The following is a 23,968-nucleotide window of genomic DNA, read 5'->3' as shown; positions in this document are numbered from 1 at the left end:
GGACGGGCGGTGCGGGGTGAAGGGGAGCCACCGGAGGCCCTGCCGGGTGGGGCACCGCCACCGGCATCGGGCCCGCCGGGCCGTAAGGCCGTCCTGGCCGGGGGTCCCCCCGGCCCCCGGGGGGCGGCCTTCGGGTGAACATGAAGGTTTCCAGCCGAGAGAACGGCAGCCCGGTGGGGTGGACGTGATGTCACGCCCACCCCACCGAGCTGCCTCTCCCGCTACCGCGCGGGCTGCTGCTGGGTGACGCAGTGGATGCCGCCGCCTCCCGTGCCGAGGCGGTCGATGTCGAGCTGCTCGATGGTGCGGTCGGGGTAGAGGCGGGCCAGGGTCGCCTTGGCCGCCGTGTCCGCGCGGGAGTCACCGAAGTGGGCGCAGATGACGGCGTCGTTGCACAGGTAGTAGTTCGCGTACGAGGCGAGGAAGTCCGGGTCGGTGGAGCGGATCCTCTCGTAGTCCGGGCCCTGGAGCCGCGTCACGTCCATCGGTCCGCCCGCGGCTGTCGTCGACTCGGTGAGGAGGCGGTACTGCTGCCGGGCGTCCTTGGCGTAGGCGTCGTCGTCCGTCGCGAGCGGCATCTGGACGAGGGCTTCGCCGGGGGCGAGGAAGCGTGAGGTGGCGTCGACGTGGTCGTCGGTGATGTCCTGCCCGTAGACGCCGTCGAACCAGATGACCTTGGACGCCCCGTACGCCGCACACATCTCGGCCGTCAGCGTCCGCTCGGTCATTCCGGGGTTGCGGTTGCGGTTGAGGAGGCTGCTGCGGGTCGCCATCAGGGTTCCCGCGCCGTCCTGTTCGATGGCACCTCCCTCGCCGACGAACTCGGCGTGGCTGAACGGCACTCCGGTGTACGCGGCGATCCGTTCGGCGACCAGCGCGTCCCTGGCGTGGGCCTGCTTCCGGCCCCAGCCGTTGAAGTTGAGGCCCACCGCGTCGAGTCCGCCGGCTCCGTCGGTGCGGAACACCGGGCCGGAGTCCCGCATCCAGCAGTCGTCGACGGGGATGGAGCTGATGACCGTCACCGAGGTACCGCACTGGGAGCGTGCCTTGGCGGCGCTCGCGGGGTTGGCGCACATGATGACCGGCTCGTACCGGGCGACGGTACGGGCGATCAGCGCGATGTCCGCCTGGATGCCGGCGAGAGCCCCTCGGCCCCAGATCGCGGTGCTGTCGGGCCAGGCCATCCAGGTGCGGGTGTGGCGGACGTCCTCGACGGGGACGCGATAGGCACCGGCGGCGGGCCGCCGGACCGGCGTGGCGCCCGCGCTCGGCTGGACGGCGGCCAGGGCCGCGCCCGCGGCGGTCAACCCGGCGGCCGTCAGGAATCCGCGTCTGCTCGGCCCGGATGCCGAGGGTGTGCGGCGCGTGCTGTCGCTCATGTGATGCCTCCTGTTGTCTGCCCGCGAAGGGGTACGGGCGTTACGGGGAGCGCTCGGTGACGTGGTGTCACAGAGTTCGTCGGGCGGCGGCGATCCGCTCCGGGTCCCAGCCGGGGTGCGGCACGGAGTCCAGGAGCAGGCGTGTGTAGGGGTGTTGGGGTGCGGCGAGGACGTCGGTGGTGGCACCGGCCTCGATGATCCGGCCGTGGCGCATGACGATGACGTCGTCGGTGACGCTGCGGACGACACCGAGGTCGTGGGTGATGAAGAGGTAGCCGACGGCGGTCTGTTCGCGGATGTCGGAGAGCAGGTTGAGGATCTGCGCCTGGACGGACACGTCGAGGGCGGCGACCGCCTCGTCCAGGACCAGGACGGCCGGCTCGACGGCGAGAGCGCGGGCGATCGCGACGCGCTGGCGCTGGCCGCCGGACAGCTGTCCGGGCCTCGCGTCGGCGGCCCGGGTGGCGAGGCCGACCTGGTCGAGGAGTTCGCGCACCCGGCGGGGACGGTCGCGGTCGGGGAAGTGCAGGCGCAGGGTCTCGTGCAGGACCGCCGCGACGGAGGTCCTCGGGTCGAGGGAGAGGTAGGGGTCCTGGAAGACCATCTGCACCTCGCGGGCGCGGGCGAGGCGCCGCGCCCGTCCCCGTACGGTCGCGGGCCGGTTCGTTCCGCCCACCACCACCTCGCCGGAGTCGGCCTGTTCGAGGCCCACGACGATCCGGGCGGTGGTGGTCTTCCCGGAGCCGGATTCGCCCACGATGCCGAGGGATCCGCCTCTCGGCAGGGTGAAGGAGACGCCGTCCACGGCGTGTACGGCTCCGTAGGCACGTGTCAGGTTCACGGCCTGGAGGGCGTGTTCAGGCATCGGCCGCGCTGCTCCTTCCGAGAAGGTCGCTGTGGTGGCAGGCGGCCCGCTGACCGGGCCGGCCGGGGACCGGGCGGGGCTCCGGATCGCGCTGGTCGCAGACCTCGGTGGCCAGCGGGCAGCGTGGGGCGAAGGGGCAGCCGGTCAGCTCCGTGCGCAGGTCGGGTGGCAGGCCCTCGATGGCGGGGAGCCGTCCGGACGGCGCGTCGAGGCGGGGGGTGGAGGCGAGCAGCGCCGCGGTGTAGGGATGGCGGGGGTGGGCGAACAGGTCGTGTGCGGGGCCGCTCTCCACGATCCGCCCGGCGTACATGACGTAGACGCGGTCGCTGAGTGCGGCGGCCAGGTCGAGGTCGTGCGTCACGAACAGCAGGCCCGTGCCGAAGCGCTTCTGGAGCCTGCCGAGGAGGGCGACGACCTCGGCCTGGGTGGTGACGTCGAGGGCGGTGGTCGGCTCGTCCGCGAGCAGCAGGGAGGGGTCGCCCATGAGGGCCGCGGCGATCATGACGCGTTGGAGCATGCCGCCGGAGACCTGGCTCGGGTACTTGCCGGGGACCGAGTCGTCGACGCCCACCTCCCGGAGGAGTCCGGTCGCGCGGGCGGTCGCGTCGGCCCGGTTCATCGCCTTGGTCAGGACGACGCCTTCGGTGAGGAAGTCGCCGATGCGTCGCAGCGGATTGATGGCCGCTCTCGGGTCCTGGAAGATCATCGCGGTGGTGCGGGTGCGCAGGGCGCGTACCCGCTCGGCGCTCATGGTGAGGACGTCGTCGCCCGCGACGGCGACCGTGCCCCCGGTGAGCGCCCCGGGTGGGAGCAGCCGCAGGGCGCTGCGCGAGGTGAGGGTCTTCCCTGAGCCCGACTCACCGACGAGTGCGACGGTCTCGCCCGCGGCGACGGTCAGGTCGACGCCGTCGAGAACGGGCCGCGCGGTGTCGGGGAGCGTGATCCGCAGCCCTTGGATGTCGAGTGCGTACGTCGTTGTCATGGGGTCCTCCTGGCGACCCGGTCGGCCCAGCGCTCGCCGACCACGTTGAAGGCGACGACGGTCAGCACGATCAGGAGGCACGGCAGGACCGCGGACAGGGGGTATCCGTGCTGGATGGCCGTCTGGCCGTCGAAGACCATGCGGCCCCAGTCGGGGGTGAGCGGAGGAACGCCGAGTCCGAGGAAGGAGAGACCGGCCAGGTCCATCAGCGCGTAGCCGAAGTTGACGGTGGCCTGGGCGAGGACGACCGGGGCGATGTTGGGCAGGATGTGGCGTACGCAGATGGCGAGCGGTGAGTGGCCCTGCACCTGGTAGGCGCTGACGTAGGGGCGCGTCCGTTCGGCCAGGACGAGGGACCGGGTGAGCCGGCTCACGTACGGGAGGTAGGCCACCGCGAGGGCGACGACGGGGGCGAGCAGGCCCTCGCCGTGGACGGAGATGACGAGGATCGCCAGCAGCATGCCGGGGAACGCGAGGACGAGTTCCGTACTGCGGGAGAGTACGGAGTCGAGCCAGCCGCCGCGCCAGGCCGCGGCCGTGCCGACGGCTACCCCGAGCAGGGTGGAGAAGGCGACGACGCCGAGCGGGCCCAGCAGGGAGGCGCGGGCTCCGACGAGGAGCCGGGAGAGGGTGTCGCGGCCGGCCGCGTCGGCGCCCAGCGGGTGGTCCGCGGTGGTGCCGGCGAGGGCGTGGGTGAGGTCGACCGCGTTCGGGTCGTAGGGGGCCAGCCAGGGGGCGAGCAGTGCGGCGAGGACGATGAGGACGACGAGGGCCAGGCAGAGCGCGTGGAGGGGTGACCCGGCCGAACGGGACCTGATCCGGGAGAGACCGGGTCTGCGGGTGAGGACGGCGGTCATGCGGCGGACCCCCTCGTGCCGAGGGTGATCCGGGGGTCGATCACCGGGAGGAGCAGGTCGACGAGGAGGTTCACCGCCATGAACAGGGCCACGATGACCAGGGAGATGGCCTGCACGGTCGGGAAGTCCTTGGTACTGGTGGCGAGTTCGAGGAGCTGGCCGATCCCTCCGACGCCGAACGCGGTCTCCACGAGGATCGTGCAGACGAGCAGGGTGGAGACGATCAGGCCGCCGGTGGTGAGCACGGTGCCCAGGGCGTTGCGCATCACGTGCCGGCGGATCACGTGCCGTTCGGGTACGCCGCGGCTGCGGGCGACGGTGACGTGTTCGCTTTCGAGGGCTTCGAGCATGGCGGAGCGGGTGACCCGGGCGAGCATGCCGATCAGGTAGAGGGCGAGGGCGACGGCCGGGAGGGTGAGGTGCCACAGGGTGTCGAGGAGGCCGTCGCCGGAGCCGCTGCTGGGGAACCAGCCGAGCTTGACGGCGAACAGCCCTTGCAGCAGGACGGCCGCGACGAACGAGGGCGTGCCCACGGCGATCGTGGTGCTGATCAGTACGGCCGTGTCGGTGGCGCCGCCGCGTACGGCCGCGATCCGGCCGAGGAACAGGCCGACGGCGACGACCGCGGTCAGCGCCATGGCGATCAGCAGCAGGGTGGTGGGCAGGCGGTCGGCGAGGAGGCCGGCGACGTCCGTGCGGTAGGTGAGGGAGCGCCCGAAGTCGCCCTGCGCCATGTCGCCGAGCCAGCGGAGGTAGCGGACGGCGAACGGGGCGTCCAGGTGGTACTGGGCGTTGATCGCGGCGACGGCTTCGGGAGAGGCGGACCGGCCGGTGAGCAGGAAGCTCGCCGGGGAGCCGGGGGCCAGGTACATGGCGCCGAACACGACGAACGAGGCGATGAGGAGCGTGGCGGCCATCTCCGCCACGCGCCGTGCGGCGAATCTCAGGAGGTTCATGGCGCGGCCCCCACGTCTGCGGCCCACGGGTAGTACATGTACGCGATGGTGGTGGGGGCGCCGGTGATCCTCTTGTTGAGGAACAGGGAGGTCGGCCACTCGGCGACGGGGATCCACAGCAGGTGGCCGGCGGCGTGCCGCTGGAGCCCGGCCACGATCCCGGCGCGCCGCCCGGGGTCGTATTCGGCGGTGGCCCGCTCGACGCCTTCGTCGTAGCTCTTGTCGCTGTATCCGGCGAAGTTGAGGTACGCGCCGGTCTTGAAGTTGGCCAGCAGGTCCAGCGGATCGGTGATGGAGTTGTAGTAGGTGAGCGGGAACATGTCGATGCCCTCGCGCGCGCCGGGGTCGGTGAACAGGGCGGTGAAGGCGTTGGGGGCGATGGACTTGAGCCGGATGTCGAGCCCGATCCGGGTGCCCGCCGCCTGGACCGCGGTGGCCAGCAGGGAGACGTCCTGGCCGATGGAGCTGGTCGCGACGGTGAGCTCGGCGCCGGTGGCACCGGCCTCCTGGATCAGCTCTCTGGCCTTGTCGAGGTCCACTTCCGTCGGCGGCAGCCCGTCGAAGGCCGCTTTCCGGGTGGCCTCCGGCGGGCCGGCCCAGGCGGCGCGTGTGGTGAGCGATCCGGTGGCGCTGCCCGCGTTCCCCAGCCCGGCCTTCACGAATCCGGTCCGGTCCAGCGCCAGTGAGAGGGCGCGGCGTACGCGAAGGTCGCCGAGCGGCCCTTTCAGGTTGGTGATGCTGACGTTGACCGTACTGAGGCCCTCGCCGAAGTAGAGGGTGCCCGCGCCGCTGCCCCGGAGGCGGGCGTAGCTCTCGGTGGGAATCAGGTAGCCGCCGTCGACCTCGCCGCTGAGCAGGGCGTTGGTCCGGGCGGACGGGTCGGTCAGGAAGCGGAACACGACCGCGGCCGCCTTCGCCCTGGTGCCCCGGTAGCCGTCGAACCTTTCCAGTTCGATGGACTGGCCCTTGTGCCAGGCGCGGAGCCGGTACGGCCCGGTGCAGGCGAGGTCCCCGGTCGTCCCGTAGTCCCGTCCCGCCTTCTCGACGGCCGCCCTGGAGGCGACGACGCCCGCCGCTGTCGCCATGTACTGCGGGAACTGGGAGTCGGGCCGCTTCAGCTCCACGGTGACCTGGAGCGGGCCGGTCCTGGTGACGGCGGTGACGTTCTGGAACATCTGGGCCCAGGCCGCCGCGTTGTCCGGGTCGCGCTGCCGTTCGAGGCTGAAGACCACGTCGTCGGCCGACATCGTGCGGCCGTCGTGGAAGCGCACGCCCGCGCGGAGGTCGTAGACCCAGGTGGTCGGGTCGGGGTTGGTGGCCCTGCGTGCCAGGCCCGGCTCGACGGTGAGGCCCGGGGTCCAGCGCATCAGGCTCTCGCAGACGTTGGACAGGATCGTGTTCTGCGGGTAGTCGAAGGCGACGGTGTAGTCGAGCGTCGGCGGCTCCGCGTACACGGCCCAGGAGAACGAGTCGATCTCTCCGGCGGCCCGGGGAGTGCCGGACGACAGGGCGGAGGGGCTGCCGAAGGAGTCCGCTCCGCCGGTCGGCGGTCCGGCGCAGGCCGCCAGCACCGCGAGGCAGGCCAGTGCGCCCGTCATCGCGGTGTACCGGCCGCGCGGGCGGCGTCCGCCGGTGCCGGGCCGGGGTGGCTTGGTCATCGTGGCTCTCTCTCCGTGCGGCACGGCGGACGGACGGGGTGCCCGTCCGCCGTGCCGGATGGTGGGCGGGGTCATGCCGTGCGGGGCGCGCGGGGGATCTGCTGGGTGACGCAGTGCACGCCGCCACCGCCGTACGCGATCGCCGGCGCCCGTACGCCGACGACCTTGCGGCCGGGGTAGGCGGTGGCGATCGTGCGCAGGGCGCTCTCGTCCTGCGGCGCACCGGCCACGGGGACGACCACACCGCCGTTGGCGACGTAGAAGTTCAGGTACGACACCTCGACCTCGCCGCCGGCGATGGCGGTGAAGGAGGTCTGCGGGATGTCGATGATCTTCAGGGGCCGCCCCTGGGCATCGCTCGTGACCTCCAGCACGGCGCGGTTGGCGCGCATACGGGCGTAGTCGGGGTGTGTGGGGTCCTCGGGGAGCGAGACGACGACCGTGCCGGGGGCCGCGAAGGCGCAGACGCCGTCGACGTGGCCGTCGGTCTCGCTGTCGAGAAGCCCCCCGTACGGAAGCCAGATCACCTTGGTGACGCCGAGCCGGGCCTTCAGCTCGGCCTCGATGTCCTCGCGGCGCATGCCGGGGTTCCGGTTCGGGTGGAGCAGGCACTGCTCCGTGGTGATCAGCGTCCCCTCGCCGTCGACGGTGATCGCCCCGCCTTCGAGGATCATGTCGGAGTGGATGCGCTCGACCGCCAGGTGGTCGAGGAGCAGGCCGCTGACGCGGTCGTCGGAGTCGCAGGGCGTGTGCTTCCCTCCCCAGGCGTTGAACCGGAAGTCGACGCCCGCGCGGCGGCCGCTTCCGTCGAGGACGAAGAGCGGGGCGCTGTCCCGGAACCACGAGTCGTCGAGGGGCAGTTCGATGACGTCGACGTCGTCACCGCACCACCTGCGGGCGTCCTCGCCGCTGCCGGGGGGAGCGACCATGGTGACGGGCTCGAACGCGGCGATCGCCCGGGCGACCTCCGCGTACTCGCCCTTCGCCGGGGTGAGGACCTCGCCCCAGAGGTCGGCGCGGGTGGGCCAGGCCATCAGGCACCCCTCGTGCTCGGACCACTCGGCGGGCATACGGAACGACGGGGCCATGACGGAACTCATTTCTGTCGTACTCAGCACGGGATCGACTGAATTTTCAGTCAGATTCTGTGGCATGTCTGCGGACTGTCCGCGGACATGCCCGAGACCTGGGTGTCGGTGGGAGGAACGGTCAGAGGAAGTAGAGGCGGTTGAGGGAGACGCTCCCGGCCGGTTCCGAGCGCAGGGGCTGCCCGTCCAGGCTGACCAGGCCGTCGCGCGGGTCGACCTGGACCTCCCCCGTACGGCTGTTGGCGATCATGTCCGCCGGGCCGATGCCGCGCGTGCCGCGCACGGCCACTCGCCGACGCCGCGTCACCAGCGTGTCGTGCGGCCCGCCGAAGGAGTCCGATTCGGCGGCAGCACGGCTCACGAAGGCGACCGAGAGATCCGCCGGGGTGGCTCCGTGCGCGCCGAACAGCGGTCCGAGCACGAGCGGTTCGCAGGCGTCGGTGGCGGCGTTGGGGTCGCCGGTGACTCCGTAGGCGGGAAAGCCGTTCTTCAGGACCAGTTGCGGCTTCGCGCCGAAGAACGCCGGGCGCCAGAGCACGATGTCGGCCATCTTGCCGACCTCGATGGAGCCGATCTCGGCGGCGAGCCCGTGGGCGATGGCCGGATTGATGGTCAGCTTGGCGATGTAACGGAGCACCCGGGCGTTGTCGTCGTGCGGACCGTCGCCGTCCATGGGGCCCAGCTCGGTCTTCATCTTGCCCGCCATGGCGAAGGTGCGCCGGACGGTCTCGCCGGCGCGGCCCATGCCCTGCGCGTCGGAGGAGGTGATGGCGATGGCGCCGAGGTCGTGCAGGACGTCCTCCGCGCCCATGGTCCCGGCCCGGATCCGGTCACGGGCCAGGGCCGCGTCGCCGGGCAGATCCGTCTTCAGCGCGTGAACGGAGACGATCATGCCGTAGTGCTCGTCGATCGCGTCCCGCCCGAACGGCAGCGTCGGGTTGGTGGAGGAGCCGATGACGTTCGGCACGCCCGCCATCTTGAGCACGTTCGGCACGTGGCCGCCACCGCAGCCCTCGATGTGGAAGGCGTGGATCGTCCGGCCGTCCAGGACGCCGAGGGTGTCCTCGACGGTGAGGCACTCGTTGAGACCGTCGCTGTGCAGGGCGACCTGGACGTCGTGCTCCTCGGCGACGCGCAGGGCGGTGTCCAGGGCCCGGGTGTGGGCGCCCATGTCCTCGTGGACCTTGAAGCCGCAGGCCCCGCCCTCGACCAGCGCCTCCACCAGCGGCGCGGGGTCGGAGGACGAGCCCCGTGCGAGGAAGCCGATGTTGACGGGCCAGGCGTCGAAGGCGTTGAAGGCGTGCCCCAGCGCCCAGGGGGAGTTGACTCCGACGCCCCAGGCCGGGCCGATCTCCTGGCCGATGATCGTCGTCACGCCGGACGACAGGGACGCCTCCATGATCCGCGGCGAGAGCAGGTGTACGTGGGTGTCGACGGCACCGGCGGTGGCGATCAGCCCCTCCCCCGACACGATCGTCGTGCCGGTGCCGACGACGACGTCCACACCGTCGAGCGTGTCCGGGTTCCCGGCGCGGCCGATCGCGTGGATGCGGCCCCGGCGGATGCCGATGGACACCTTGCGGATGCCCTGTACGGCATCGATGACCAGGACGTTGCTGATGACCACGTCACAGGTCCCGGCCACGGAGGCGGCTTTGAGGTGCAGGCCGTCCCGCGCGGTCTTCCCGAATCCGGCGAGGAACTCGTCGCCCGGCTTCTGGCTGTCCGACTCGACGCGCACCACGAGCCCCGAGTCACCGAGTCGCACCCGGTCGCCGGCGCGGGGGCCGTGCACGGCCGCGTACTCGTGCGGATCGGTGTGCCGGCTGCCGGGCGCACAGTGGTCGCCGTGGCGGGTGGGCCTGCTCATCCGGTCACCTCCTGCTCTCCGTGCGACGGGGACGCACCGAGGTATCCGCGGTCGGAGGCGCGGCGCAGCGCCTCTTCCTTGGCTCCGGGGGCGTCGAGGAGGCCGTCGACCAGGCCCGCGAAGCCGAGGACCGTCCGCGCCCCGCCGATCGGGACGAGGCCGATCTCGGCCGTGCACCCCGGGTCGAACCGCGTCGTCGAGCCGGCCGGGGCGGCCGATCGCATGCCGTAGGCGGCGGCCCGGTCGAAGCTCAGCCGTGGGTTCGCCTCGAAGAAGTGGAAGTGGGACGTCACGCTGATCGGCACCGGAGCGGTGTTGCGCACGGTGAGGAGCAGGACGGGTTCGGATCCGGCGTCGGCGGGGCCGGGCAGCACGGCCCCGGGAGCCATGTCGCCCTGGCGGCCCCCGCCGAAGGGATCGCTGACGACGGCGAGCCGTGAGCCGTCCTCGAACACGGCCTCGACCTGGATCTCGGTGACCACGTCCGCGACCCCGGGCAGCAACTCGTCGAAGGTCAGGACGGATCGGCCGCGCTCGATCGCCACGGCCAGCCGATGCCCGTCACGGGCCGCCTCGCACACCGTGTCCGCGATCAACGCGGTCGCCTCGGGGACGTTGAGACGGAGCCCCCGCGCCCGGCGGGCGCGGGCCAGTTCCGCCGCGGTGAACAGCAGCAGCCGGTCCCGCTCCGTGGGCGTCAGCGGCATGACCGCCCCTGACGGGCCGCGTGGGCCCGCACTCGGATCACAGCTATCAGCAGCACGCTCTTCCTCCGGAATTTCGTTCGAGACTCGTACCCCACACCGGACCCCCAGGGGAACCGCACCGGCCGGACGACACCCCGGCCGACGGCGGATACCGCCGCGCTTCCGGCAGTTCGAGGCGGTGGCGGTCGAGGGAGGAGCCACAGCTATCGGGCTCGCGGTGGCATCACTGTGGCACTAGCTGAAAATTCAGTCAAGAGTTGCGGTACGGAGAAATGCACGCGGATACGGAGGAGAGCCGACGGGGAGGCAGCCCCCGGAAAAGCACCACGGGAAGGAGGGGGTCGCTACCGCGATTCCAGGCCGGACAGCTCCGCTTCGATGCCGCCCTCCATGAGGGTCCTCGCATGGTCGATCGCGAGCCCGCCACTGAGCCAGCGCATGCTCAGCCCCTCCAGCAGCGCCGTGAGCCTTTCGGCCGCGGCCGCCAGCTTCGCGGCCGGAGCCATGGGCCTCACCTGACCCAGCAGGGAAGCCACCTCCTGCACCCACACCAGCGTCGCCCGGGCGAGATCCTCACGCAGAGCCGAATCGAAGACGGCACTCGCCCGCAACTCCCCCCAGGCCGCACTGTTCTCCCGGACCTCAGCGGTGTCCTGCAACTCCAGCAGCAGAATCTGTTCGAGTTCCTCGCGCGGCGCCAGCGGCGGCGCGTCCGGGGCCCGGAGCGTCGTGTAGCGCTCCGCCCGGTCGTTGATGAACTCCAGGGTGTGCCGGAGGATCCCGGTGCGGTCCTTGAAGTGGTAGTAGATCAACCCGGTGGAAACGCCCGCCTCGGCCGCGAGTTCCTCCACGCGCAGGCCGCGGACACCGCGCCGGGCGATCACCCGTGCGGCCGCTTCGAGAATCCGGGTATTACGGGACGCCATGACGACCAACCTACCGGTCCGGCCCGGGCCGCCCGCACCCGGCAGCCGCCCCGCCCGAGGAAGCCCGAGGATCGCGCGGCTTCGGACGGCCAAGTCATTGACTAAAGTTTCAGTCAACAGTTGGCATCGCCATCGACCGGTGCCCCGGGAGGGCACCCCCACGAGAAGGAGCACGCGGTGAGCGACCGCAGAACGGCCATCCTGGAGGCAGCGGCCACCGTCATCGCACGCCGTGGCGTGCGCGGGTTGCGGGTGGAGGAACTGGCGACCGAGGCAGGCGTCTCCAAGGCCCTGATCTACTACCACTTCGAGGACCGCACCGGCCTGCTCCGGCGGACCCTGGCCTTCGTCAGCAACCGCGCCGAGCGGTACACCACCGAGCAGTCGGCCGCCGACGTGGCGGCCGAACCGCTGCGCCGGCTGGAGCAGGCGCTCCTGCTGGAGCTCCAGGACCTCCCCCACGTGCGCGAGAACAGCACCGCCTGGGGCGAGCTTCGCGCGAGCGCCGTGTTCGACCCCGCGCTGCGGGACGAACTCGCCCTGGCGAGCGTGATCTGGGTCCGGGAGGTGGCCGACCAGCTGGGCGCGGTCCTGCCGACGGCGCCGGAATCCGCGCTCACCGCCGGCGCGGAGCGGCTGACCGCCCTGCTCGAAGGCCTCAGCGCGCGGTGGCTCAGCGGCATCCTGCCCCTGTCGGACGCCCGTGCCGGAATGCGCGAGGCGATCGGGGTGGAGGTGGCCCACCTCGCCCGGAGCGCCACCCCGTCGGCACATGGCCTGCGACAGGCCGACGAGCCCGATTGACTTGACTGAATTTTCAGTCAGTGTCACAGTGCCATCAGTACCGAACCGGCGCTCGCGCCGGGGCCGCAGACCGCCGCGCCGCACCCCACGCACCCGGATAGCCTGTGAACGTCCACGATCGGAGCCCATCGTGTCCCACCGTCCCCCCACCCGCCGTACGGCCCTCCGCACCCTTGCCGGACTCGGCGCACTCGCTCTTGGGGCCGTGGCCTGCGGCCCCGACGATTCCGCCTCCGGAGCCGTCGGCACCGGCTCCGACCGCGCGTCCGAAGGGGAACGCCGCTTCGGTGCGGAGTGGGACAGCCACGCGCGCACCTTCATGTCGTGGCCCGCCCTGGAATCGGTGTGGGCGGAGGACCTCCCGTACGTCCGCGAGGACATCGCCCGCATCGCCCGCGCCATCGCGGAGTACGAGTACGTCGTCATGATGGCCAGGCCCGATCAGCGGAAGGCCGCCCAGCGGGCCTGCGGCTCGCAGGTCGAGGTCATCCCCCTCGCGGTGGACGACATGTGGGCACGCGACACGGTCCCGGTGTTCGTCGAGGAAGGGGGCGAGGTCATCGGGGTCGACTTCAACTTCAACGGCTGGGGCGACAAGCAGGAGCACGCGAACGACGCCCGGGTCGGCCGCACCCTCCTTTCGAAGTACGGGATTCCGCGGGTCGAGGCCCCTCTCGTCTCCGAAGGCGGCTCCTTCGAGACCGACGGCGAGGGCACCCTGCTGATCACCGAGAGCTCGATCGTCAACGAGAACCGCAACCCGGGGCTGAGCCGGGACGACATCGAGGCCGACCTCATCGAGACCCTGGGGGTCGACAAGGTGGTGTGGCTGAAGGGTGTGCGCGGCCAGGACATCACCGACGCCCACGTGGACAGCCTCGTCCGCTTCACCGCGCCGGGCGTCGTGCTCCTGGACCAGGCCTTTCCCGGCACTCCCCCGGACTCCTGGTCACGCGCGGCCGACCAGGCCAGGGCGGTGCTGAGCAGGGCGACCGACGCCCGCGGCCGGCGCTTCGAGGTGATCGACCTGCCGCAGCCCGACCTGGACAGGATCACCGGCGAGGGCGACGACTTCGTGTCGACGTACGCCAACTTCTACGTGGCCAACGACTCGGTCTTCATGCCCAGGTTCGGCGACCGCAAGGCCGACGACCGGGCCCGGGGAATCCTCCAGGAGCAGTTCCCCGACCGCGACATCGTGCCGGTCGTGATCGACACCGTGGCCTCCGGGGGCGGCGGCATCCACTGCGCCACGCACGACCAGCCCGGCGAGCCGGTCGACTGACCCGCGTCCACCGCGCCGCACCTCGACCGGATCGCATCCAGCACGGCGAAGAAGCCGGTCGGAGCGACGAAGCATCGCTCGGACCGGCTTCTTCGGATCGGTCGACCGCTGGTGGCCAACCGACAGATTCCCCCTGGCGTCACTCCGACGCCCACGCCCCTGAGTCGTCAGTGGCGGGTGGCCATCACGTCGGCGAGGCGCAGCAGGTCTCGCACGACCGGATCGTCCCCGCCGGACCGGGCCGGAGCCGCGCGTTCGGCGTCGCCCGAACGGGCTGGGGACCGCCGCAACAGGGAACCGGGATGGTGCAGGTCGTGCGCGCGGGTCACGAACGCGAAGGAGCGGCTCCGCTGCGGCGCGTCCACGGCGAGCTGCCCGGAGTAACGGGGTTGCGTCGCCGAACACATGGATGTCCGCGCCGCCGACACCGTGGGCGAACCCGCCCGTCGCGCCGACGTGCTTCTCGCTCACGTCGCGCGGTCGCCGTGGCCGGCGCCGGGGCCCTGATGGACGATCACGTTGCCCCCCTGGGCGCCGAACGCCTGTCCGTGGTCGCGCGCCTCGACGTGCTGCACCCAGTGGCGCTGCTGGGCGGGCAGTTCGTCCTGCAGCCGACGGGTCAGCTCGCGCACGTCGTCGGCCACCTCCGGGTGCGCGTGAAGGAACCGCTCGAGCCGCAACTGCCACGCCGGTGCCAGCTGACGGCGCGCCGCCTCCGGATCCTCCGCCTCGGAGACCAGAGCGGCCTCGCTCTCCAACAGCGCGACCAGTGCCCCCTGTTCGGGTGCGTCGTTCCGCCGGAACAGCCGCAGCAACCCGGAGCGCGCGGCGCCCCAGGCGTCGGTCGCCATCGCGGCGACGAGCGTCGTCGAAGCGGCCGTCGCGATCGCCGCCAGGGATTCGATCATGGGTGTCCTCCCGTTGCCGTGCCCTCCCCATCGTGCCACTGCGGCGCGGCCCGTGCCCGCGACCTTCCTGATCAACGGGGAGCGGTTGTACGGTGGTCGGCCACACCACCGGAACACCGACGCGGCGGGGACGCCGTGGGCGAGGGGGCGCCGTGTGGCGTCGCAAGGGCCCGAACCGCACCGGCCTGCGCCGGCAGCTTCGCACGGCGCGTGTCCTGTTCGACACCGGCGACTTCGCCGCGGCGGAGGTCCTCCTGCGCCGCCTGCTGCCCGACTGCGAGGCGGAACTGGGAGCGAACCACGGGGAGACCATCGGCCTGCTCAACCTGCTCGGCTCCACTCTCTACCAGCAGCGCAAGGCGACCGCGTCCGTGCAGATCGCCCGCGAGGCCACCGACCGTGCGGCCCGCGCCTGGGGCTCCGACGACCCCGCGACCCTCGACTGCGCTCACAACCTGGGCGGGGCCCTGGCCATCCAGGGCGACGTCTCCGCGTCTGTCGCGGTTCTCGACGACACCTGGCAGCGCCGCGCCCGCCTTCTCGGAGCCGGCCACGAGTCCACCCTCACCACCGCCAACACCCTCGGTGCGACCCTCTTCGCCGCAGGCCTCCGCCGCGACGGCCTCACCGTCCTGCGTCGCGCCCACGCCCGGAGCACGAGCCTGCCGGCCGGGCACCCGGTGCGTGCGGGCATCGCCAACAATCTGCGGATCGCGGAACGGAACGCGGGCGGCTGACCAACGGACCCGCGCGTCGGCTCCCTGACCCCGACCTCGCAGTCGCTGTACGAGGGAGGCGCACGGCCGGCGCATCGGCGTCCACCCCGCCGTACCCCAGTGACCCCGACCGCATCGCCAAGTCAGGCTGAATGCGCCCGGGGCACACGGCGGAGAACGACAACTGCCCGAGTAGAGGCGCGGGTTCGGGCTACGCTTTCGACGGCAGGTGCAACCGCTTGAGCAGCCTCGGCGATGTCCGCCGGTCACAGATCCAGGGGACTTGTCTTCTCGCGACCCGGGACAGTGCACGGGCCGCGCGGGTAAGGGCCGGCGCATCCGAACGGAGATGATCTCGTGCTCGAAGAGACAGCGGCGGTTCCCGCGATGTCCGGAGCGACGACTCCCCTCGCGGCCATGGCCACCAGTGCCTGGGACGAGGGCGGACGCGGGGCCCGACTGCCCGGCCGCGGGGACGTCGCCGCAACCACCGAACGGGGAAGGCGGCTCGACGCCGATGAGTCCGTGGTGGTGGGGTCACCCGGGGCAGACCGCGTGCGCGAGACTCTCGTCCCCTTCTGGTCAGCACAGCTCACCATGCCGCTGGTTCGCCATCCCGAACCGGCCGACCAGCTGCGCGCCGCGCCCAGGTGGCGGCAGAGAGCGAGGAACTGCCGCCCGGCGGCCGGTACGGGGTGCGGGACAACACCGCGCGCGAGCGGGGACGGGTGAACGCGGCCGTGTTCGGGAACGTCCTCGCCCACGCGACGGCCGCACCCCGTGCTGCTCCCCGTCCCCACACTCGTGCGGACGAGGACACGGAGAGCGAGGGCCCAGGAGGCGCGCCGTGACCGAGATGCCCGACCCCGCCCCCGTGCCTGTCACCTCCCCGGGCTCGGAGCCCACATGGTCGCAGGCGGTCCAGAACGTCCACGTGGAGAGCGGCTACGGTTTCGGCACCATCGGCGCGGACATCCATGTCTTCGGCGCGGGTGTCCCGCTGTACGTCCTGGAGGCGTGGGCTTCGCGGCCCCCGGGCGACACCGCGTTCCTGATGGAGCTGCCCAGCCGCATGCTCAACGCGCGCTTCGGGGTCGTACCCTTCACCGGCCGGCACACCGAGCTCGCCGAACTGCGGCAGTGGCGCGACTCCGGACCACGGCTCGCGGTCCGCTGGCTGCACGCCCCCGGGGGCCAGGGCAAGACACGGCTTGCCGACGAGTTCGCCGCCTCCACCGTCGAGCAGGGCTGGAAGGCGGCTACCGCGACCCACGGACCCGGCGCGGTACTGCCCGCGCCGGGCAGCCAGGACCTGCGACTGGACGGCGCTGCCGGCCTGCTCCTCATCGTGGACTACGCGGACCGCTGGCCCCTGACCCATCTCACCTGGTTGATGAGCAACGTGCTGCTGCACCGCCCCGGTGTACGGACCCGGGTGCTCATGCTCGGACGCGGCGCCGAGGGATGGCCGGCGGTGCGCGCCGCGCTCAGCAACCACCAGGCCGGCACCTCCTCGCAACAGTTGGCGCCGCTGGCGGAGACCGGCGCCGACGGCACGACGGGCGGGCAACGCAGCGAGATGTTCCGGGCGGCGCGCACCGGATTCGCCGCCTGCTACGGCGTTCCCCCGGACACCGGCACCCCGCCCGCCCTCGACGACCCCGGCTTCGGCCTGACACTGGCCCTCCACATGGCCGCGCTCGTCTGGGTCGACGCCCGAGCCGCGGGGACACGGCCCCCACACGGGCTGGAGGCACTGACCGTCTACCTGCTCGACCGGGAGCAACTGCACTGGGAGAACCTCTACGGGGACGACGCCCCCCGGCTGGACCCGCCCGAGCAGGCCCCCTCGACACCGCCCGGTGTGATCAACCGGACGGTGTTCACCGCCACGTTGACCGGCCCCAGCAGCGTCCCGACCGGCGTCCGGGCTCTACGGGCGGCCGGTGTCCCCGGCAACCCCCACCGGGTACTCGCCGACCATGCCCGCTGCTATCCGCCCGCGGATCCGACCCGAGGAACCGTCCTGGAGCCGCTGTACCCCGACCGGCTGGCGGAGGACTTCCTCGCCCTGACCCTTCCCGGGCACCGGGCCGACTATCCGGCGCGCGGCTGGGCGGCCCCGACCACGTCCGCGCTGCTGGAACGGGCCGGCACGGAGGCGCCCCGACCTTGGGCTCCACGCGCCGTCACCTTCCTCGCCTCCGCCGCCGCCCGGTGGCCGCATGTAGGCACCGGCCAGCTCTATCCGATGCTGGTCACCGATCCGCGGCTGGCCATGGAAGCGGGCAACTCCGCTCTTTTCCTGCTCGCGGGCCTGGCGGACATCGGGCCCGAGGTACTGGAAGCCGTCGCGTCCGCCTTCCCGGAGCACCGGGTCGTCGACCTCGATCCCGGGATCGCCAGGATCTGCCGACGGCTCGCTCCCCACCGGCTCGCCGCCGCACGAAGTCCCGCCGAGCGGGCCCGTATCCACGACCGGCTCGGGACCCGGCTGTTCCACGCCGGACTGCACGACGAAGCACTCCGAGCCACCGAGACGGCCGTGCTGCTGTGGGCGGACCTGGAGCGTCAGTACCCAGCCGCGTACCGGCAGGACTACGCCGCGGCACTGAGCGACCTGTCGCTGCGGCTGTCCAACGTCGGCCGCGACGACGAAGCGGTACACCCCGCGCAACGCGCGGTCCTCGCCCGCCGCCTCCTGGCCAGGGCCGGACCCGCCGCCCACAAGGCCGCACTCGCGACGGCACTGAACAACCTCGGCTCCGCGATGACGGCGATGGACAGCCGTGCCGAGGCCCTCGACCGGCATCGCGAAGCCGTGTCCATCTATCGGCGCCTGGTACGGGCCCGGCCGTCCGAGCACGAACCCGGGCTCGCCGAGAGCCTCAACGGTCTGGCCATCGCCTCGGCACGCGTCGGACGCAGGCGCAAGGCCCTGGCCCTGCAGCGCGAGGCGGTGAATATCTACCGACGTCTGAGCCGAGCCATGCCCGCCGCCTACGAGGCGGACCTGGCGAGCGCCCTGCACAACCTGGCCGCCTGTCACGACACGCGAAGACAACCGCGCCAAGCCGCGGAGACCCAGCACACGGCACTGGAGATCCGGCGTCGGCTCGCCCGGTACAACCCCGCCTCCATGGCCCCCGAACTCGCGGACTCCTGGAGCAACCTCTCCCACTACCTGATGCGTTCGGGCGACCACGCCGCGGCGCTCGCGGCGGCGGAACAAGCCGTGGAGATCTACCACCACCTCCTGTCAGAGCGGCCCGTCGCGCTGCACGGCCACTACCACCACATGCTGCGTGGACTCACGAGCGTGCTCAACGCCCCCGGGCCCGCCCGGTCCGCCGAGGAACTGGCGGCCCGGGCGGCGGCCACCGCACACGTCTCCTCCCGAAAGGCCACACGATGAACGAAGCCGGCATACAACGCCTGGCCGGTCTTCTCGGCCTCGCACTGGGAGCCCTTGCGGGCGCGCTTCTGGACGGCGGAACCGGCGCGGTCATCGGCGCCTTCGTGGGATGCTTCGCCGCCGCAGACCTACTGGGCGGCCTCCTCCTGCTGAAAGAGGTGCCCTCTCTGCGCAGCAGAACGGCACCCGGCAGCATGGACAGAGAAGCCCTGGCCCTCGGCGCCCGCGGGGCCTGGGGACTCGTCCTGACCGGAGCCGGGGCGTGCGGGGGCGCCCTGCTCGGACACCGCCTCGGGCCGACGGATTTCGCCCAGGCGGCCGGCGTGTTCGTCGGAATGGCACTGGGCTGCTCGCTGGCCACCGTTGTCGCCAAAACCTTCACCGTGGTAAAGATCGTCGACGGAATCATGGTCTCGCTTTCCCGGCTGCTCGTCGGGGCGGTCGTGTGGGCTCTGCACACGGTATGGACGGGGCCCCTCTCCGCGCTGGTCGGAATAGTGCTGGGCCTTATCGCAGTGGCCCTTGTCGGAGCCCTGTTCTTCGCGTACCGCCCCGGATTTTGATCGGGCAGCAACCGACCGCCTGGGGAAGGGCGCTGAGGCCGAGCGCTTCCTCGCCTTCACGAGCACCGCCGGCGCCCTCATGCGCTGTCGCAGACACACCGAATGAGATGGCACCTCAAGAAGGAGGAACGGCGACGTGAGCGTGAACGTGCCGGACCAACCCCACGATGGTGCCGCCCGGCTGGTACATGCTCTACGACACCGACGGCGTCCTGTCGGACCGGGGCGAGGCCGGCTGGATCAGGAGGCATAGCGGCGGGTAGCCGCGCGCGTCAGTACGGTCGGGGAGGGGCAGGGGGCCCGTCCGGGAAAGCGAAAGGTGACCATGGACGCGGCAGGTCAGGAGAGCTTCCGGGAGTTCGTGAGCAACCGCTCGGGGGCCTTGCTGAGGACGGCCGTGCTGCTCAGCGGCGGGGACCGCCATGCGGGTGAGGACCTGTTGCAGAACGCGCTGGTCAAGGCAGCCGGGCGGTGGGGCCGGATCGACGAACCCGAGGCGTACGTCCGCCAGATCCTCTACCGGCAGCAGGTCAGCCGCTGGCGGTTGAAGGGGCGCAGACGGGAGCTGACGGTTGCCGAGCCGCCCGACCGGGGCAGCGGCGCGGACGGTGCGGCTGCCGCCGATCTGCGTCTGGTGATGCGTGAGGCCCTGTCGCGGCTCACCGCGCGGCAGCGCACCGTCCTCGTGCTGCGCTACTTCGAGGATCTGCCCGAGGCCGATGTGGCCCGTCTCCTCGGATGCTCCGTCGGCACCGTGCGGTCCACCACCCACCGTTCGCTGGCCCGGCTGCGCGCCCATGCGCCCGAACTCACCGCCCTCGGCCGGTCCGACGCCGAGGAGCCGCTGCCCCGCGGTTTCGCCGCAGTGGAGGTACGACCGTGAACGTCGAGGAACTTGTCCGGGACTCCCTGCGCGAGCAGGCCGCCGATGTCCCGCCCCCGCCCTCCGGCCTGGCCGGCCGGATTCTCGCCGAGCGGCGGCGTCGCCGGGCCCGTACCCTCGCCACCGCCGCGGCCACCACGGCCCTGGTCGTCGCCTCGGCGGTGGGCGTGCCCATGCTGCTCGACGCCGGCGACCCGAAAACCGGCCGCGGCGGAGGACTCCACGTGGTCGGCGGCGAAGCCTCCGCCCACGACGTCCTGAGCCATGTCGACCAGTCCCCGCCTCGTGACAAGATCGCCGTCGGAGATCAGGTCCTCGCCGGGTACTCCACTTCCCGGAAGGTCGAGCAGCCGAACCGCGACGAGATCGTCGAGCGGACCTACTCGGTGCTGAACCAGAAGACCGGCCGGTACGAGATGGACGAGCGCTGGTCCTTCCTCGCCGTGGCGCCCGGCATGCGTACCGCCGCCGTACTGGAACGCGAACTGCCGGCCCGGCGTATCGGGCTCCTCGACCTCCGTACGGGGAAGGTGGCCCGCTGGATCCCGCTGGCACAGGGCGCGGGTGGTCTGTCCTTCTCGCCGGATGGCAGCAAGCTGGTGGCCACTACGTACGACAAGAATCCGGACCGGGCCTACTGGTCCCACAAGGTCGAGGTGAACGACGGCTTCGAGCCGTGGCGGGTGCCCTGCCGCACCGGGTTCGCCGTCGTCGATGTGGCGACGGGAGCCTCCGACTGGCAGGCACTGCCCGCGTACGCCGGCGGAGGCGGCGGCTTCGGTTCCGGCGAGAACCTGCGCTTCAACGCCGACGGCACCCTGTTGTACGAGCCCATCAACATGGACCCCGGTGTCATCTACCGCGACTTCGACGGAAAGGCGGTGACCGCACCCGCCGAGGAGGCGTACGTGGACCTCGTGTCCGCGCCCGCGGGTCTCTCCCCGGACGGCCGGCTCGTCGCCGGGCCCTTCGCGGGAGGCACGAAGACCACCGCAACCCAGGTTCTCGATCCCCGAACAGGCAAGCGGATCGCCAAGCTGCGGGGCCAGGAACTCCTCGTCTGGGTCGACGCCACGCGGCTGATCGCCTGGGACATCGCGCCGGGTGCCGGGGAGTACGAGAACCGGTTGGTGCTGGTCGGCGTCGGCAGCGGGAAGACGGTCTCCCTCAGTGGAGCCCGCACGCCCAAAGACCACTCCGCGGGGCGCTGGGAGCCGATCTTCGCCCGGAGCTGAGAGCCCGGACCGGGTACGGGCAGGCCGTCCGGGAGCGCCTGGGCGGGACCGTCTCCCGTCCAGACGTCTCATCCGGCTCCGCGAAGAGTCGCGCCCAGCCCGATCCACCGATCGACAGGGGCCTGCTACTCGCGGCATGCCGGCGCCGCCGTCGCCGGCCCGGCCCGACGATCAACTCGGCGAACCGGCCACTCAGCGGTTCATGGGGGCCGCTGCGGGCCTGGTCGAGCCGCCCCCAGCTTGTCCGTGCTGCCCGCCCACCTGACCCGGCTCGCCGGTGCCGGGTCACGTCATCGGGTGTCGGAGGGCCGAGGCAGGAGCGTTCGGGAAGCCGCCGCGGAGCGGAGTTCTTCCAGGGTCTCGCTCTGCTGCTCGGCGCGTTCCAGGAGCGTGTCCAGGCGGTCGGCGGAGAGGCGATCATCGGATTCGGCCAGGATGCGCAGGGTTCGCCAGCAGGCTGCCTTGCCCAGGACGCCCAGCAACATCGATTCCGTTTCCAGGAGGTCGCTGAGCGGAGAGCGGGAGAGGATGTGGCCGTTCGGCTTGAGGCGGCCCGCCTTCTCCGCGAGCCAGCCCATGGCTGCCTTGGACTGGCTGGTGGGCACGCCCAGGTCGGCCATGATCCGTGCCAGTGCGTCACGGTCTTCCTCGACCTGCTGGGCCAGATCGGCCAGCACTGCGGCGTCCGCCGAGTTCGGGGACGTCTTCGCGGCCCGCCGGAAGAGTTCCAGACCACCGGTGGCGCCGGCGTAGTGGTCGTTGAGGTAGATCGCCAGCAGACCGGCGTTCTCCGCGTCGCTCACCGGGCCGGCTCCTGGCCCGTCCGTGCTGGCGGCCTCGGCGCGCATTTCGCGCTGCACGGATTCCCCGAGTTCCCGCCAACTGTCCTCGAACTTGGCCAGGCCTTCTCGCTCCAGCGTGTCCGTGACGTCCCCGAAGTCGACACCGGCATCTTCCAGCGCCTCCAGGTGGGCGGCGGCGGCCGCGAAGGTATCCGCTGTCGGGGCATGGGCGGGGAGGGTGCCGTGATCGGCGAACGCGTCCAGGGTGGTGCCGGGCATGGTGTTCACGGTGCCCACGATGACGAGTTCGCTGACATACATGGTGTCGGGGTAGGACGGGTCCTTGACGCCGGTGGACGCCCACAAGGGACGCTGCACGCGGGCTCCGGCTGCGGCGAGACGCTGCCAGCGGGGCTTCGCGAGCGACTGCTCGTACGCCTGGTAGGCCAGCCTGGCGTTGGCGACCGCGGCCTTGCCCCTGAGCACCTGCGCCTCGTTCGTACCGATCGCGTTGAGGCGGTGGTCGACTTCGGTGTCGACGCGGGAAACGAAGAACGAGGCGACCGAGTGGACGTCCGCCAGGTCGCGCCCCGCCTCCCGGGCCTGCTCCAGTCCGCTCTGATAGGCGTCCATCACCTCGCGGTAGCGCTCCAGGGAGAAGATCAGCGTGACGTTGACGCTGATGCCGTCGGCGAGGACAGCGGTGATGGCCTTGAGCCCCTTGCGGGTGGCCGGGATCTTGATGAACAGATTGGGGCGGTCGACCGCCTCCCACAGCCTGCGGGCCATGGTGGCAGTGGCGTCGGCGTCCTGCGCCATCCGGGGATCCACCTCGATGGAGACCCGGCCGTCGACACCCCCAGAACTCTCGTGGACAGGGCGGAAGACGTCACACGCGGCCCGTACGTCATCGGTCGTGAGAGCGAATACCGCGTCATCGACGGCGGCCCCCTCGGCGCCCAGGCGGCGCAGCTGTTCGTTGTATCGGTTCCCCTTGGACAGGGCGGAGGCGAAGATCGTGGGGTTCGTGGTGACTCCCCCTACGTGCTTGTCCGTGATCAGCTTCTTGAGCTCACCGCCGGCCAGGAGCTCCCGGGAGAGGTCATCGAGCCAGACCGACACCCCCGCGGCGGACAGAGCGGCAAGCGGGCCGGAGTCAGAGGGGGCGGACATGGAAACCTCCAAAAGGGTGCGGCGCCGTTCGCGCTGAGAGCGCATCTTGGGCGGCGGCGCTCGGTACGGTCGTTCTTCTCGTCTGAACGGATCGCTCTGCTGCGAGGACTCGAAGTCTCGACGTCCTTCTCCGGAAACGCCGGTGCGGTTCCTACTGGTAAGTAGCGCAACGCTAACGGCGCACGGAGGCGTACAGCCTCTTCGATTGCGCCACCTGCCGCCGCCGGGGAGAAGCGGCGGCGGCAGAACCGTGCCGCGCGGCAGCTACCGCTTCTGCGGGTTCACCGCGTCCAGGGTGTGCCGCACAGCTCCGCGGACCTGCTGGGAGGGCCGCTGCTGCTCACCGTGCACGGCGTTGAGAACGACCAGACCGGCGGTCAGAGCGGGCACCGCCCACTGCATCAGGGCGAGTTGTGACTGCGCCTGTGACAGGTCCACCGGGAACTCCTCGGCCGCCTCCTGGTCCTCTTCCTTCTGTGACGTGGCGAGATCGACCTTCTTGCCCAGAACCCGGGCGTACGCCGTGGCGGCGAGAGCGGCCCCGGTCAGGACGGTCTTGGCGACGGTGGAAGCGGTGACACCCTTCTGGCCGCGGACCCGGTTCCGGTTCGCGATCAGGATCCCGGCACCGCCGAGCAGGTGGGCGCCTATGGCGACGGCACCCAGCGGCGCCCACCGTGCCCAGCCGGCCGATGCGATGCGCGCGGTCCCGACCTCGGTGACACCCTCTTCCTCGGCAGCCCCGTTCACGCCGACAGCACCCATGAGGGAGCCCCCCAGCCAAGCCGCGAGACCTAGGTCGTGCGCGCTGCGAACGAACGTGTTGCGTTCCGTCATGGCGATCCTTCGTGAGTAGTGGATTGTGGGGACGTCGTCCCCGCCGGGAGGCGGGCACGATTCTCGGGCGGGTCGGGCG

20 protein-coding genes and 1 pseudogene are annotated in these 23,968 nt (G+C 71.7%); 7 read left to right on the top strand and 14 right to left on the bottom strand.

From position 1 onward, the window contains the following. Positions 1–221: 221 nt before the first annotated feature. The 10 genes from HET64_RS18825 to HET64_RS18780 form a co-directional block, all read right to left on the bottom strand. Positions 222–1,379 (bottom strand): agmatine/peptidylarginine deiminase, encoded by a 1,158-nt coding sequence (locus HET64_RS18825; RefSeq protein ID WP_215107127.1) that lies wholly within the window; start codon positions 1,377–1,379, stop codon positions 222–224. 67 nt (positions 1,380–1,446) lie between these two features. Further along, a complete protein-coding gene (locus HET64_RS18820) occupies positions 1,447–2,244 on the bottom strand; it encodes an ABC transporter ATP-binding protein (RefSeq protein ID WP_215107124.1) in 798 nt (265 codons plus the stop codon). Further along, positions 2,237–3,226 (bottom strand): ABC transporter ATP-binding protein, encoded by a 990-nt coding sequence (locus HET64_RS18815; protein ID WP_215107122.1) that lies wholly within the window; start codon positions 3,224–3,226, stop codon positions 2,237–2,239. Before HET64_RS18815 ends, HET64_RS18820 begins: the two co-directional genes overlap by 8 nt. Then, positions 3,223–4,083 (bottom strand): ABC transporter permease, encoded by an 861-nt coding sequence (locus HET64_RS18810; protein ID WP_215107120.1) that lies wholly within the window; start codon positions 4,081–4,083, stop codon positions 3,223–3,225. Before HET64_RS18810 ends, HET64_RS18815 begins: the two co-directional genes overlap by 4 nt. Beyond that, the gene (locus HET64_RS18805; RefSeq protein ID WP_215107118.1) at positions 4,080–5,039 is read right to left on the bottom strand and encodes an ABC transporter permease; all 960 of its coding nucleotides are present in this window, start codon (positions 5,037–5,039) and stop codon (positions 4,080–4,082) included. Before HET64_RS18805 ends, HET64_RS18810 begins: the two co-directional genes overlap by 4 nt. After that, the gene (locus HET64_RS18800; protein ID WP_215107116.1) at positions 5,036–6,697 is read right to left on the bottom strand and encodes an ABC transporter substrate-binding protein; all 1,662 of its coding nucleotides are present in this window, start codon (positions 6,695–6,697) and stop codon (positions 5,036–5,038) included. Before HET64_RS18800 ends, HET64_RS18805 begins: the two co-directional genes overlap by 4 nt. Before the next feature lie 71 nt (positions 6,698–6,768). Beyond that, positions 6,769–7,785, bottom strand: coding sequence for an agmatine/peptidylarginine deiminase (locus tag HET64_RS18795; RefSeq protein WP_215107114.1), 1,017 nt, complete (start codon positions 7,783–7,785; stop codon positions 6,769–6,771). Between the two features lie 121 nt (positions 7,786–7,906). Next, positions 7,907–9,655 carry an urease subunit alpha gene (locus HET64_RS18790; RefSeq protein ID WP_215107112.1) on the bottom strand — a complete coding sequence of 583 codons (1,749 nt, stop codon included), beginning with the start codon at positions 9,653–9,655 and terminating at the stop codon, positions 7,907–7,909. After that, on the bottom strand, positions 9,652–10,362 hold the full coding sequence (ureA, locus tag HET64_RS18785) for an urease subunit gamma (protein ID WP_215107110.1): 711 nt from the start codon (positions 10,360–10,362) through the stop codon (positions 9,652–9,654). Before ureA ends, HET64_RS18790 begins: the two co-directional genes overlap by 4 nt. Positions 10,363–10,706: 344 nt before the next feature. Beyond that, on the bottom strand, positions 10,707–11,288 hold the full coding sequence (locus HET64_RS18780; protein ID WP_215107108.1) for a TetR/AcrR family transcriptional regulator: 582 nt from the start codon (positions 11,286–11,288) through the stop codon (positions 10,707–10,709). Positions 11,289–11,465: 177 nt separating this feature from the next. Here HET64_RS18780 and HET64_RS18775 point away from each other — a divergent pair, with 177 nt between their 5' ends. Then, entirely contained in the window at positions 11,466–12,092 is a 627-nt protein-coding gene (locus tag HET64_RS18775) for a TetR/AcrR family transcriptional regulator (RefSeq protein WP_215107106.1), read from the top strand. Between the two features lie 130 nt (positions 12,093–12,222). Then, positions 12,223–13,377, top strand: coding sequence for an agmatine/peptidylarginine deiminase (locus HET64_RS18770; protein ID WP_215107105.1), 1,155 nt, complete (start codon positions 12,223–12,225; stop codon positions 13,375–13,377). Between the two features lie 167 nt (positions 13,378–13,544). On the opposite strand, the gene HET64_RS18765 is transcribed toward HET64_RS18770, so the two are convergent. Both HET64_RS18765 and HET64_RS18760 read right to left on the bottom strand, forming a co-directional pair. Further along, positions 13,545–13,784 (bottom strand): hypothetical protein, encoded by a 240-nt coding sequence (locus HET64_RS18765; RefSeq protein WP_215107103.1) that lies wholly within the window; start codon positions 13,782–13,784, stop codon positions 13,545–13,547. A 60-nt stretch (positions 13,785–13,844) separates the two neighbouring features. After that, positions 13,845–14,285 (bottom strand): hypothetical protein, encoded by a 441-nt coding sequence (locus tag HET64_RS18760; RefSeq protein ID WP_215107101.1) that lies wholly within the window; start codon positions 14,283–14,285, stop codon positions 13,845–13,847. Between the two features lie 152 nt (positions 14,286–14,437). Between HET64_RS18760 and HET64_RS18755 the strand changes: the two genes are divergently transcribed. The 5 genes from HET64_RS18755 to HET64_RS18735 all read left to right on the top strand — a co-directional run bounded on the left by HET64_RS18755 (position 14,438) and on the right by HET64_RS18735 (position 21,097). After that, on the top strand, positions 14,438–15,022 hold the full coding sequence (locus tag HET64_RS18755) for a tetratricopeptide repeat protein (protein WP_215107099.1): 585 nt from the start codon (positions 14,438–14,440) through the stop codon (positions 15,020–15,022). Between the two features lie 835 nt (positions 15,023–15,857). Next, a complete protein-coding gene (locus HET64_RS18750) occupies positions 15,858–18,416 on the top strand; it encodes a tetratricopeptide repeat protein (protein WP_251145519.1) in 2,559 nt (852 codons plus the stop codon). Next, a complete protein-coding gene (locus HET64_RS18745) occupies positions 18,413–18,979 on the top strand; it encodes a hypothetical protein (protein WP_215107095.1) in 567 nt (188 codons plus the stop codon). Before HET64_RS18750 ends, HET64_RS18745 begins: the two co-directional genes overlap by 4 nt. A gap of 325 nt (positions 18,980–19,304) precedes the next feature. After that, entirely contained in the window at positions 19,305–19,862 is a 558-nt protein-coding gene (locus HET64_RS18740; RefSeq protein WP_215107093.1) for a SigE family RNA polymerase sigma factor, read from the top strand. Beyond that, the gene (locus tag HET64_RS18735; protein WP_215107091.1) at positions 19,859–21,097 is read left to right on the top strand and encodes a hypothetical protein; all 1,239 of its coding nucleotides are present in this window, start codon (positions 19,859–19,861) and stop codon (positions 21,095–21,097) included. Before HET64_RS18740 ends, HET64_RS18735 begins: the two co-directional genes overlap by 4 nt. 842 nt (positions 21,098–21,939) lie before the next feature. Here HET64_RS18735 and tal read toward each other — a convergent pair. Continuing rightward, positions 21,940–23,052, bottom strand: a pseudogene (tal, locus tag HET64_RS18730) (transaldolase); the annotation flags it as partial. 264 nt (positions 23,053–23,316) lie between these two features. Then, on the bottom strand, positions 23,317–23,889 hold the full coding sequence (locus HET64_RS18725; protein ID WP_215107087.1) for a hypothetical protein: 573 nt from the start codon (positions 23,887–23,889) through the stop codon (positions 23,317–23,319). Positions 23,890–23,968 lie beyond the last annotated feature (79 nt).

The organism is Streptomyces sp. McG3 (assembly GCF_018619185.1).
In the GTDB taxonomy this organism is placed as follows: domain Bacteria; phylum Actinomycetota; class Actinomycetes; order Streptomycetales; family Streptomycetaceae; genus Streptomyces.
The sequence above is the reverse complement of the archived record's forward strand: the minus strand, read 5'-3'. Positions and strand labels throughout refer to the sequence as shown.